8 protein-coding genes are annotated in these 13,796 nt (G+C 39.9%); 1 reads left to right on the plus strand and 7 read right to left on the minus strand.

The window, feature by feature from the left end:
- Positions 1-52: 52 nt before the first annotated feature.
- The 4 genes from HT99x_RS11750 to hrpA all read right to left on the minus strand — a co-directional run bounded on the left by HT99x_RS11750 (position 53) and on the right by hrpA (position 10,940).
- Positions 53-1,132, minus strand: a complete 1,080-nt coding sequence (locus HT99x_RS11750) for an MlaA family lipoprotein (protein ID WP_075064736.1) — start codon at positions 1,130-1,132, stop codon at positions 53-55.
- 127 nt (positions 1,133-1,259) lie between these two features.
- Entirely contained in the window at positions 1,260-2,639 is a 1,380-nt protein-coding gene (locus HT99x_RS11755; RefSeq protein ID WP_075064735.1) for an OprO/OprP family phosphate-selective porin, read from the minus strand.
- A 224-nt stretch (positions 2,640-2,863) separates the two neighbouring features.
- The gene (locus HT99x_RS11760) at positions 2,864-6,973 is read right to left on the minus strand and encodes a hypothetical protein (protein ID WP_259566511.1); all 4,110 of its coding nucleotides are present in this window, start codon (positions 6,971-6,973) and stop codon (positions 2,864-2,866) included.
- Positions 6,974-7,085: 112 nt separating this feature from the next.
- Positions 7,086-10,940, minus strand: a complete 3,855-nt coding sequence (gene hrpA / locus HT99x_RS11765) for an ATP-dependent RNA helicase HrpA (RefSeq protein ID WP_075064733.1) — start codon at positions 10,938-10,940, stop codon at positions 7,086-7,088.
- A 103-nt stretch (positions 10,941-11,043) separates the two neighbouring features.
- Here hrpA and HT99x_RS11770 point away from each other — a divergent pair, with 103 nt between their 5' ends.
- Positions 11,044-11,232 (plus strand): hypothetical protein, encoded by a 189-nt coding sequence (locus HT99x_RS11770; RefSeq protein WP_075064732.1) that lies wholly within the window; start codon positions 11,044-11,046, stop codon positions 11,230-11,232.
- On the opposite strand, the gene HT99x_RS11775 is transcribed toward HT99x_RS11770, so the two are convergent.
- From HT99x_RS11775 to HT99x_RS11785, 3 genes are all read right to left on the minus strand, one after another.
- Positions 11,219-11,428: an ankyrin repeat domain-containing protein gene (locus HT99x_RS11775; RefSeq protein WP_075064731.1), complete on the minus strand. Its 210-nt coding sequence runs from the start codon at positions 11,426-11,428 to the stop codon at positions 11,219-11,221. The genes HT99x_RS11770 and HT99x_RS11775 overlap by 14 nt on opposite strands.
- Positions 11,429-11,496: 68 nt before the next feature.
- On the minus strand, positions 11,497-11,631 hold the full coding sequence (locus HT99x_RS11780) for a hypothetical protein (RefSeq protein WP_259566515.1): 135 nt from the start codon (positions 11,629-11,631) through the stop codon (positions 11,497-11,499).
- A gap of 276 nt (positions 11,632-11,907) precedes the next feature.
- Positions 11,908-13,725: a M61 family metallopeptidase gene (locus HT99x_RS11785; protein WP_075064730.1), complete on the minus strand. Its 1,818-nt coding sequence runs from the start codon at positions 13,723-13,725 to the stop codon at positions 11,908-11,910.
- Positions 13,726-13,796 lie beyond the last annotated feature (71 nt).

Here is a 13,796-nt window from a genome sequence, read left to right on the forward strand (position 1 = left end):
GGAGAACGTCCTTTTTGTTCAAAAAGGACGTCATTTGAAAGAGACTAAATAATTACTTAGATTTCTCATCAAAAGAAGGTGGTGCGCTTGGCAGTACCACATTGGTCGTTTTAGCGCTCTCATTAGCAATCGCTGTTTTCGTTGCCTCTTTGCCAGGTTTGATTTCTGGCACCTGCGAAGCGACAGCATCGGTCTTGATCTCTACCGTTTTTGCTTGAGCTTCTTTTGTTTCTACTTTCTTTTGCGCAGTTTCAACTTTCTTCTCTTGTGCTTTTTTGGCACTTGTTTCAGTCTTGTTTTCTTCAGATTTGCTTAGTGCATCGGTTTTCTTTTCTTGCGTTTTTTCAGTTTCTTTAGCAGCTTCTTCAGGTTTAGGTTCTGATTTTACTTCTGGGGCTAACAATTTATTATCACTGGCAGAAGCGGCATCATAAGGATCATCATTCTCATCTTTATCTAATTCATTATTAATGAGATATAAACGACGTTGGAAATAAGCATCTCGAATGAAAGCATACTCATCGACAGCGACAGTACTTAGCACCGTATCATGCCGTAATAATCTTGCGCGCAGATCGATAAGATCTAATGCTAACAATCCATAACGCCATTCATCATCTTCAATCCATGGCCATACGCTAAAGGCATAATAATCGACAGCAATACCGACAGTATCTCGAATCGTGCTAGGCCCAAGGATAGGTAATACTAAATAAGCAGATTCACACCAACCCCAAGTGTAAAGTGTTTGGCCAAAATCTTCTCTACGGTGAGGCATTCCCAAATTGCCTGCAACATCAAAAAAGCCACCTATTCCTAAAGTAGAATTGATTAAGAAGCGGCCGGCATCATGGGTGGCGTAAGCAATTTTTCCTTGCAATATATCGTTTGCAACATTAGGTATTTCTCTTAAGTTATCAAAGAAGTTACCTATCCCTGCTTGGAAGGGTAAAGGCAAATATTTCCAATAAACATAAGCAACCGGTCTAATGACGGCTTTATCAATTGTTTTGTTTAGACCATAAATTTCACGGTTGATCCCTTCAAAGGGATCAAGTGGATGAGGATTTGTCTTTTGACAACCCCACAACATGGCGCTTAATAACGCGCAAGATAGTAAGCGGCGCAACATATCTCTCACCCAATAAATTAGATTCTTTCTGTTAACAGTTTAGCTGTTGAATAAATAAGTACAACTCATTCATTTTTATTTTACACAAAAAAAAGCCCTGTAAAACAGGGCTTTTTTATTAGTTTGCTTACCAGATTACCTGGCCACGTAAGCCTAAGATACTTACGCTAAAGTCAGCAGGCAAGGAGGTGCGATTGTAGTTAGCCAAGAATCTAACGTTATCGTTAACCCACCATGTTAAACCAACGGTTGTTGCATGCGCAGACCCAACGATGTCCGCACTTTCAACAAAATTGGAGAAATGGTTGACTGGAACATCGATAAAGAAGAAGTAAGGGTTGCTTGCCAATGCTTGGCTGTCAAGCAAGTTCACATAACTGTGACGTGCTAACAATTCCCATGCACCGCTACGGCATTTAGGATGAACAGCGCCAAAGGTTCCGCTATCAAAATCATACTCTTTGATTTCGCCAGTCAATACATAAGAAGCTGTTACATAGTAACCATGATATTTTTGGTCGCCAGCTGGGTTACGTAAATCGCCCACTGGGTAAATATCTTCACGGTTAGCACGTGCCCACATGTATTCACCTTGGAGCATGAATGGTCCCCAACGACCTGCTAACTCAGCACCATAAACTTGGATATCTTTAACTGAGTTAGGTGGAATGTTTGTAAACAATACAGGCGTTTGACGTGCACGGACTTCCATTGGTGTGAAGAAGTCGAAGCCATTTGCTTCGTTGTGTCTATCTTCATAACGACCAGAAGCACCTAAATGGTAAACTGTATAGCTGTCATGCACAGGTGAGAAAGTAATACGCGCTGCACCGCCTAAAGTATCGCTACCTGCTGCGCTGCCGAATGGGCCAGCACCAGGCTGAACAACACCCGCAATAACGGGAGGAGAAGCAATCACGTCACCGGTTTGTCTAAAGCCTGCACCACCTGGGTGATATACTGCACCAGCAAGGGTAATCATTTGACCATGCCATTCACCATAAAGACCTAAACCATAGTTAGGCGCGAATGCGTTGGAAGGAAGCGCGAGTTCCATGAAAGGTGTATCGCTTGAGCTACCCCAGTTTTCTAGACCGAATGGAACGCTGATTTGACCCAAAGCAAAGAAGAATGCGTCGCAAGCTTCATAACCAAGCCATGCTTCGCCAAAACGTGAGGTTCCTGCGTTACCTGCTGAATCAACAAAATCAACATCTAATTTGTAAACCCAATGAGGACCTACGCCACCTTTTAAGGTAACACGAGCGTTACGAATTTGTGCACCACTTGGGAAAGCACTACCATTGTCACCAACGTCGAACCAAGCTTGATCGAACATGAGTCGTCCGCCAAAACGGAACCAATAATCGGTTGAGTCACTTTGGAATACTTCCAAACCACCTTTTGAATCTACCGTCATGCTATCAGCGAATGCTGGTCCTGACGCGATGGCAGCGAGGCCCGCTAGAGCCAACAAGGCCAATCTACTATTTGTCATCTTGCTCATCTACAAACTCTCCCATTGGAATGCATAACGGCTAAAGGGGCACAGATACTCATGTATCAATAAAGTGGAAGTGCAAAAACCTAAATCCGCGTTAATAAAACTTAACGAGCCATAATATAACGCTGATAGCCACCACTCTTCAATATGTGCAGCACCGTAATGCAATACTCCACATGAAAAAAGTACGACACAAATATTACCCATTGCAGCATTGTCTTAAAATTTTACGATGCGCTCTCCTTGCGTTCTTTCCAATAGCCATGTTTTGCAAAACATTCCCATCCCCAACGTAACCATTTCACCAGCGAGAATGCAAGCCATAATGCCCATAGCAGCATGAGGATCCTGTAAACATACATTGGCAGTGAAATCAGCCAAGCTTGTGCAAGATGAGTCTGCGAAACATCTTGATACCACTGCAATTGATATTTATCCGGGAAACCAAACTGAGATTGCACAATTTCTATCATTGGGCCTGCTAATTGCATTTGCGGTATTCCAAGCAAACCATCTGATATACTTGTAAACAAACTAACTACGAATATAAGTGTTAACAGAACAAGTCCCACCTGCATCCATTGGAATGCACTCGTTGAAATATTGGCTGAGATATCTTTTCTTTTGTTCATTGCAACAAACCAAGCAATCACAACAATCATGACCATGGGTGTTGCTAAAGTTAATCCCATCGCAAGTAAAAACCATTCTAGGCTACGTAAGGGGGTTAATTTCGAACGCCCTAACGCAATAGAGATTGCGATAAATACCAATAAAACGCCCCAAAATAAAACAGCATGTCCCACAATGGGTCCACCTAGCAACATAATCCATCTATCTTTACTCACCTCTAAATCAATCACCCCATTGCTGCTTGGCATTTGCAAATCAATCAGAGGAGTACGATAAAAATAACGAATCGGCTTAGGCTCTTGCCAACGCACTTGGATCTGTTGAGTGCCTGGATTTAATGGCACGGTTATCTCGCCCTGCTTAACATTGATCGGTTGACTCAGCCCATTAATCAAAATGTCTTGTAAGACAGCCGTTTCAGGAATTTTAAAAGTATGAGCGCCACCTTCACTAGCACGAACGGTGAAGTTAAGTTCTCCCCCGCTAATTCGTTTACCAGGTGATAACATTAATCGACTATCATCAATGGTCACTGTTGAGCCTGCCACAGGGGTTGGTTTGGTAATTTCAATGCTAACTTTTTCACCATTCCAAGGTTCAAAACGTGGCAGCCAACGCATTGACTTATCGCTTTGATGAATCATCGGGATCCCTGAAAAAGAACAATGCCATTGGGAAATGGCGTCAATTAGCCAAATTTGCTTTAAGCTAGGATCATTGGCAGCAATCAACTCAATGTGCTGGCTAGGTAACAGTTTTGAGCGCCATTCAATTTGATTTTCCTGTGCTCCTAAAGTAACCCATGCTTTACCATTTTTAATTTCAACTTTATCAGAAAGTACCGATTCTCCTGTTAATAAAGGAATACTGGCTTCTATCGCGCCTTGTTGTGGAGCGACGCGTCTTAATTGATTAATCACTTCCCATTCAAAACCCAGTTTTAAGGTTTTTGTTAAAATCATGAAGGGCGGGATCCTGCTTGCCTGCAAGTGCGTTTGCGTATTGGTAGCAACCTCTCCCGCTTGTTTAATACGATTAAAATAAAGATGCTCCCCTTGTAATTGTTGACGATTAATTCCCTCAATCGTCCAACCACTTGCAAGCTGGGTAATGGCTTTTGGCTTAAGCGGAATACCTAATTCAAATTTATCTTGATCGCCAACGAAACCTTCAAGCACAACATCATGTACCCCTTGAGGCAAATAAAGCCATAATTGCTGGTTAGCATCAAACATCACATTTTTAGCAAGCACATTATTCACTAATACCGTACGAGGAACCCATTTTTCTAAAGTACTTGGAATAGGAATTGCAACTTGTGATAAAACATTTGCCTTTAAATGCAAGACCAAGTTGTTTTCTTTAATTTCAACTTGCATCCGACTAATTTGTGCACACTCAGGCAAGCAACTAGGAGGTTCTAATAATCGTTCACGTAATTCATTGCGTAAGGCTTCATCAGGAATATCGGCATTCGCTTGTTTAGGAAAACTCGTGAAGCACAAACTACTTAAAACAAGGAAACCGATTAAAGCCACACTTGAATGTTTTTCCTTTGGCTGGAGCGGTTTGACTGTTTTTTGTGCTTTATACAATCCATAAATCAAAGCAAACATTAATAAAACTTGTAACAGTTTCAACACTGATGTCACCTTTGCACTTAACATCCATAATTTGAGTGTTTGATCCATCGGCACAGGTCCATTCCATACCAGTGAATATTGGTTCCAATACCAATTGGGTACACCCGGCCCTGTTTGTAATTTTGCATTGGGATCGTAATCTTCTAAACGTTCTGATTTAGGTGCGCCTCCGATTGCCATATCAGCCGCACCAGGACTTTGGCCTGCAAACATTTTTTGTTTACCTAAGGGCACATTCAGACCTTCCATTGCAACTTGTGGTGCTTGCGAAGCACGACTCATCACGGCACCTGCCATCATTGGGGTAGGCGTCGCGACATAGTTGGGTAAGGTCAGTTGTGGATAAAGGGCATTACGAATTTGTGTCGCCATGAACGGTAAAGCAATCAGTAAAAGATAAACAAAACTGAGCCGGAAATAATAAATCAGCCAACGTTTCGCTCTGCTGCTTTCTGGCAATACCACAATCAGTGCCAATGCCGCAATAAGGTTGAGCCAACTATAAATCGGCGCCCCTCTTTCTTGATAGGTAAGCGTAATCATCACTAATGCAACAAGGCCCCATCGCCAACCTAATAATCGAAGAGTTGCAGCAGCAATGACTAATACAATAAAAAAGTCGAGAAGCGTCCATTGTTGAATCCATGCACCATTTGCCGTATCAACACCTGAGGCACCTAATAACATCCATCCTGGCGGCAAATGAAGTAACGTTGAAAGCGATTGAACATCCACATCCCAACCGACTGCCGGCATTTTATTCACCGCATCGATGATTCGACTGACAGAAATTAAATTTAAAGCGCCTTGACGAATTTCAACGCCGGGTGAGTCCTTATTCATTTCCGTAATGAGTTTATCTTGTCCATCGATAGTGACACGCCCTAACTGATAAGGAGGTAATTGGCGTAGGCGCCAATGCTGCTCAACAACACCCGTCATGGCATCTTGCAAGGTAAATCCTTTACCTGAAAAATCTAGCCACATCTTGCGTTGCAAGTTTAACTGCTCTGCGCGACGCGCTTCTTGCCCTCGGCGCATTTCACTCAACTTCAAGGTTTTACCTTTCTCAAGTAAATACGCAGGGAACTCCCGCCATGCTATTGGCATATCGGTTTGTTGTGGATCAATGCTTGCAGCTCCTTGAATATCAACGAGCCTTAGATCGTTTTGTTGTTGAAAAGACCAGATCTCATTCTTTGGCCAAGGTTCATTCAGACTTTGAAATTCAAATTGATCTTGCTTGCCCAGAAAACGACTTTTAATCGTTACTTCCCACACACCGGGTTTTACTTGTAAACGTAACAACCCATTCTCTTCTAAACGAGACGTTAAAGGACTATCTATTCTTAATGGCACAGAATGCGGCAATAAAATCGGCCCGAGTATAACCTCTCTAGGTTGTCCAGACACACGTAAACGTAGCATCGTTGTTTGTTCTAATGGAATATCATCTTTAAACAAACGAAACACTTGAACACTGATGGTATCTTGCTCTTGTTGCGGTAGTACGGATTGATTCTGAGGCTTTAACCAAAGCTTACCTGACTTATCTCTATCGGGTTGTTCAATATTTTTTTCATTGACAACCAGTTGAATCGTGCCTGCATTGACGGGCACTTGAATAAAATCGGGGATCCTTGTCCAAGGGAGGCTTCCTTCAATCGTATATTCACCGCTTGGCAGTAATACCCCAGGAAAGCCAAGATAAGTACCGACAGGAAATGCTTTGGCATTCACTTTGACATCTTGCGGCCAATAATCATTATCTCCAGGGAGTGTAATCCAAGCTTCGTCATAATTAGACACTTTTAATGCAAAGGTTGCCTTTTGCTCTGCAACGGTTAATTTCAAATCCGCAGGCCAGACACAATAATGCAGTTCAGCGTTGTTATAGGGAAAAGGACAGAGTTCTGTTTCGTGTCCTTTTAAAACCCAACCCTTCCAAGAGGTCAAATCAGCAGGGATTGAGAGAGAAGATTCTGCCCCTTTGGCGGCAAAGACCGTTAATGTTAAACAAATAAAGACTAGCCAACAGCGAAGGACAGCAGTTAAGTTCATAAGCTCTATTCCTTTAGATGCCTAAGATAAATACTCAAACCAATTTACCTCGCTGAAGCTTTAGCGAAGATGGATTGCCAAAGAATCAATAATCAAATTGGAAGATTACAATCTATCCTAATTTCTCTAAAAGTTTAAGCAATCTGATTTCTGAAACAGGCTCTGGCGTCCCTAATTTCTGGGCAAACAAGGAAATTCGGAGCTCTTCGATTTTAAAACGAAATAATAATAGAGGATCATCCCATAAAATAACGGGCCTTTTAATTGATGCAAGTTTACTTTCATAGGCATTTTGCACTTTCATGATGCTATGCATTATCTGTTTATCACGTGCTAATTGCCGTGGTGCACTTTCTAATCGAGCTAAAATACCTTTGAGATAAATGCTGTAGCGCATTAAATGAGCCCATGGAACTTGGCTCATAAAATGTTGTTCAAACAAGAATTTAAGTTGATTATCTACATCATTTAAAATGACTTGCATGTCTTTGGAGGCTTTATCAGCCAAACGATAATAAAGTGTTTCTATTTGTTGATTCAGAACTAACCATTCTTTTAAAGCATTAATTAAACTGTTCGCCTTACTTGCTAAATTTTGACGTTGAGCAGCGAGCTGCTTCTCAAACGCCATCTGAGTACGTATTGTGCTGTCGCCAAACGTATGAAGAGCCGCACTTAATTGTAAGGCTTCTGTTAGTACAGAAAATTCACCAAAGGGGTGCTTAAATGATTGAATTGTTTTCTTTTGGGCCTGTACTTGCTTTTTAATAAAACTGGCACCCTCTTTTAAGGTTAATAAATAAAGTCTTGCCAATCCTAAACGATGATAGTAGCTCGCGACTTCAGGAGAATCGTAAAGATTCAAAGATACGTTATTTCCTGAATCGGTTAATGCTGGATAATAAATAAGTTGTAAACGATTTTTTTGTTCGACATGACGTTCGGGTATTTCACCAAAATCCCAACTCACAATTCCTTTTTTCGTTAATGGCTGATTTTGGGTTAACTGTTCAGTAAATTTATCTCGCAATTTATCATACAGTTGCGGTAAATCATCCCCTGTCGCTAATATTTCATTTTTAGCACCTACCACTTTAAAATGCATTTTCAAATAAGCTGGTAGGATCACATTATCCCAGATCGTAGGTTCTACATTTAATCCTTTTTTTTCTTTCAGGAAATGACACATGGATTCAACGAAAGATAAGTTACGATTTAAAGCCCTATTTGCCTCTTTGATCGTTTCGGGTAATGGATTTAAAAGGACTCTAAATCGTTTCGGTAATGCTTTTAAATAAGAGGCAATTTTCTCTGCTAATAACCCCTCAATTAGCCAAGAAAAATCCTGTTGTTGTATTTGTGCCAAAGTATCAATTGGGATCTCGATGGTGACCCCATCATTCTCTGCAGACAAATCAAATTGATAGCTGAGTCGATAGGTATTATTATCGATATTTAATGTTAAGGGAAACATTGCAGCCCAACCATTGGCCGATTTTTCCATACTGATATCGGTTTCTTTAAACATTAAACTATTTTGATCAGCGTGTTTTGCCCAGTACTCTAATTCTTTGGTTGATACAATTTCTATGGGTAGATGTTGTTCATAAAAAGCCACTATCATCCCTTCATCAACCATCACCGCTTGACGACGGATTCTATCTTCTAATGCGCGCAAATTTTTAATTGTCTGACAATTTTTCAAGTAAAAAGCACAACGGGTATTGACCTGCTCTTCAACTAGCCCTTGCAAAATAAATATTTTTCTCGCTTCAATAGGAGAAATTTTTTCATAATTGACTTTTCTACGGCTAATAATTTCAAGGCCAAATAAGGTTGCTCTTTCATAAGCAACCACTTTTTGTTCTTTTAGATCAAAATGGGGTTCGACATATTGGCGTTTCAGTAATGGGCGCGCAACCTCTTCAACCCATTTTAACTCCACCGCTGCATTAACTCTGGCATAGGTTTTACTGGTATGCACAATTTCACAAGCCACCACCCACAAAGGCGGTTTTTTAAATAAAGCGGATCCTGGGTTTAAAAGGAACTTAATCCCTCTTGCACCTAAGTATTCTGTTTTTTGCTCTTTCTGACCAATCGAATCTAAAAAGCCTGTTAACAATGAACGATGAATTTGGCTTGATTCTGCAGCAACTTGATTCACTTTAAATTGCAATTCTTTGACAATATCTTGCAATTGCGTGTGAACATCTATCCATTCACAAATTCTCAAGTAAGATAAAAAATTCTCTCGACATAACTTACGGAATCGTTGGTTTGATAATTGTTTCTTTTGCTCGTTGATAAAATCCCATAAACGTAGATAAGACAAAAAATCTGAGTCAGGCTCAATAAATTTTGCGTGGCTTTGGGTCGCTTTTTCTTTTGCTTCAACAGGATACTCTCGAGGATCAATAATACTCAAACCACTTACGATCACCAAAATTTCTTTTAGCGCGGCATACTGATTAGCCGCAATGATGATGCGACCTAATTTAGGTTCGATAGGTATCGTTGCCAACTGGCGACCAATCGGCGTAATCATTCCTTGCTCTGAAACAGCACCAAGTCTTTCCAATAGGGTATAACCATCTTTAATATAGCGATTATCTGGGGAATCTAAAAAAGGGAACCGTTCAATATCGCTCCAACCTAAAGAAAGCATCTTTAAAATAACACCGGCTAAATTGGTTCGCAAAATTTCTGGTTCGGTATATAAGTCTCTTGTGAGTAAATCTTCTTCTGTATATAACCTAAAACAAATACCGGGGCCTACTCGTCCACAGCGTCCTTTACGTTGCTCACTGCTAGCTTGTGAAATGGGTTCAATAGGTAGACGCTGTAACTTATTACGATAATTATATCGACTAATTCGATGTAACCCTTCATCAATCACGAACCGAATGTTTGGTACAGTAATGGATGTTTCTGCTACATTGGTGGCAACAATGATTTTTCGTTTTTGCATTGATTGAAATATTTTTTGTTGTTCACTCACACTTTGACGCGAGAACAATGGCAAGATAACGGTATTTAATAAATTTTGCGCTTGTAATGTTTCACAGACTTCTCGAATTTCTTTTTCACCCGTTTGAAAAATTAATATATCTCCTGGGCCTTCATGAAAAGCTAAGTCAACCGCATCTAATACGGCTTGAACAGGATCGGATGATTCCGATAATTCACTCGTATTTTTTAAATATCTTACTTCAACTGGATAAGAGCGCCCTTCTACATTAATAAGCGGCGCTTTATCAAAAAAGGTAGAAAAGCGTTCGACGTCAATCGTTGCTGAGGTGACAATCACTTTCAGATCTTTGCGTTTTTGTAATAAACTTTTTAAATAGCCTAATAAAAAATCTATATTAAGGCTTCTCTCGTGTGCCTCATCGATAATAATGCAATCATATTGCTGTAACCATTTATCTTGCTGTGTTTCACTCAGTAATATGCCATCGGTCATTAATTTAATGAGTGTCGTTGGGCTGGTTCTATCAGAAAACCGTACCTGGTAACCAACCAAATGCCCTAATTCGCTATTAAGTTCACTGGCAATTCGACTTGCCATCGCACGTGCTGCTAGTCTTCTGGGTTGAGTATGACCGATAAACCCACTTACTCCTAAACCCGCTTCTAAACAAAATTTTGGCAGCTGAGTTGTTTTCCCGGAGCCTGTTTCTCCAGCAACAATAACCACTTGATGTTCTTTGAGTGCTTGAATAATTTCTTGCTTTTTCTTAAAAATAGGCAAATCAGGATATTCAATTTTGGGTACAAGAAATTGTCGTTTAGCGAATAATTCTTGTGAAACTTTTATTTTCGCTTGAAGATGTTGTAATTTTTTTTCACGTAAATCACTTTCGGGTATTTTAGCAATTTGTAACCATTGCTTTTTGAATCTAAATTGGTCTTTGCGAAGACAATTTTGTAATTGTGATTCTATTTCTAACAGGCCTGGTTGCATGGTGGTCTCAGTTGCGAGTGGGCGAATCTTCAAGTGCGAAGACTATATATTACATAATTGATAATTATATAGCAACGTTACTCACCTTTTAGGCTTCTGCTTATTGGCACTTTCAAGGCTGGGTTCTTGCGCGGAGGGTTTAAAAAAATTCCCCGACTGCATTACCGGTGAAAACACGATTGATTTTGCACAAGTTGCAGGTTGTGCTCCTTCTGCGGATATTCCTGCAGGCTTTGTCTCATTTGCTGACATTTTTTCTATTACAGGCGTTGGATTGGCTAAAGAGCGGTAGAACCATGCGCATTTTTTTTATTGATGGCTTCTGAGTTTTTAGAAAGTATTTTTTTAACAGCATCAATATCATTTTCTAAAACGGCCCAATGCAAATCACTCAATTTGTTGGCTCCTGATGCTTTACTTGGTGTGCTAGGTTTTTCAACATCAGGAATAGTAGAAAGTTTTGGATAAAATTTATTAGAACGTAACACGATATCAACAGTATGATCGTTATTAAGACTACCTAATTGTTTATATTTAAAGGCAATGAGATGATCAGCTAATGCCGCTGCTGAACTAAATTCAGCAACTTTATTAAAATGATTGGGATCTCGCGAACTAATTCATATTGTTCACTTCTTGATTTTTGTCCCCAACCATCTAGTTCTAAATCATCTTTTTTATCTCTAGCCATTTCCAATGCGCTCTCATAATCACGAACAGCAATGACTTTGATTTCTTCAAGTTCTAAGAGCTTATCAACTACGGCAGGTTGTATATTTTTAATGGCTTGATGAAATTCATCTTTGAGATTATTAAGCTATTCAGATACTTCACCATGACTTTTTATTTCTGAGATGCTGCGGTTAATTGCTCAATATCACCATTTTGGCAGGCATTTTTAATTGACTGCCCTCTTTCTACAGAGGGTTCAATTATTTTAGGTGTGTATACATGTTTATGGAGGCGTTTAAACGCCCCCGAGCCAAGCTGCTAAAGCATTTTTTTCTGCCTCTGTCAGCGTTGATTTTAAGGTAATTTCTACGGTATCTAAAGGTAACTCTGAAAGCTCTGCTTCTAGGATCTTCAACTTATCTAAGCGAAAAACATGGATAGTTATTTTCTGATTAGGCTTAGTATTTTTTAATATCTTCTCATAAGAATCGATATCAACTTTATGATGGTCAATCGCGACAATTTCATCACCGGCACTTAAACCGGCTTGTGATGCACTGGTATTCGCTAATACTTGTGCCACCATCACTTTACCTTGATTCTTGTTGATGACTGCACCCAAGTGTGCTCCTTTAACAAGAGTTACAGCAGTCTTTTTCCCTCCCAGATCATCACTTGCTTGTGCTTGACGCAAAGAGAGTATTAAGCCAAAAGGCGCCAGCAAGGTCGTTAAATCAAGATCATCCGTTGTGTAAAGCGCTTGCTTTAACAGGTCTTTCAAAGGCTCACCACCCAACGCGATGATCATCGATTCTATTTTACCTTCTGGCACACCCGTGTCTGTTTGCCCATATTCGTGCCATAAATGATTCATAATCGTATCTAATGAAGCTTGCTGATTGGTTTGAATACGCAATGCCAAATCGATTGCTAATGCAATAATTGAGCCTTTAAGATAATAACTCACTTGAGCATTAACCGTATTTTCATTGGGTTGGTAAAATTTGATCCAAGCATCAAAACTGGCATCAAGTATGGTTTGCTTCTTGCGACCAGGATTGCGTAGTAATTTGGTGACATTTCGCGAAATGAGATCAAGGTATTGTTCTAAAGATATAACTTTTGAGCGTACTAATGCTAAATCATCATAATAAGAGGTGATTCCCTCAAAAGCCCATAATTGTTTAGTATAGGCTTTCCTGGTTAATACATAAGGCATAAAACTTTGAGGTTTAATACGTTTTACATTCCAAGCATGAAAATATTCATGACTAAATAGCCCTAGCAACATCATGTAATTATTAGTTGGCGACGCTATATCAGCTGATTCTGGCATATATTCTTTAGGGATCTGTAACGCGGTAGAATCCCGATGTTCAAGGCCACCATAACTATCTTTACGTAACTGTAATAGAAATAAATAGCGATTAAATGGGTAAGGTTTTTCGAATAATTGCAATTGTGTTTCACAAACTTTTTTGACATCGGCAACTAAGCGTTTTACATCACCATGGTGTTGCCCTGTAATCGCAATGGCATGCGGTATGCCCAAGGCTTCGAATTCAAGTAACTCAAATTGCCCTATTTGCACCGGTTTATCGATAAGTTCATCATAATTTGCTGCTTGATAAGTACCATATCCCCAGGGTTTGGCATCAGCAGGGGTTAACATGGTTGCCACACGCCACTTCTCACTTCCTGCAATAGCTGGAGCAGATAAAATGACTTGGCAAGGCTTATCTTCTTGGTCGTGGACCATTAGTAACATACTGCAAGGATTAAAAAAGGCTTGCTCATCGTCAAGATATGAGCCTCTGACTGACGTATCAAAAGCATAAACACTATATTCGATGCAAAGAGGGCCTTGATGCTTTGCAATTTGCCAAGTATCGCTATTGTGTTTCTCAACAGCAATTTCTTGTGCTTTTGTCGAAAAATCAGCATAGGCTTTGAGTTCAATGATATGACGGGCAAAATCCCGAATCATATAACTTCCTGGGATCCAGGTTGGTAATGATAATTTCTGCCCCACCGGCGAAGGATGAGGAATCGTCAGACGAACCGTAAATTGGTGATTCAGTGGATGGCTTGCAATGACGTCGTATTGAATCATGTTTTTTTCCAAAATTATTAAGTTATCTAACAATAAATTTCCATCTTATGAAATAGAATCTATTCTTAATA

The organism is Candidatus Berkiella aquae (genome assembly GCF_001431295.2).
GTDB classification, from domain to species: Bacteria; Pseudomonadota; Gammaproteobacteria; order Berkiellales; family Berkiellaceae; genus Berkiella; species Berkiella aquae.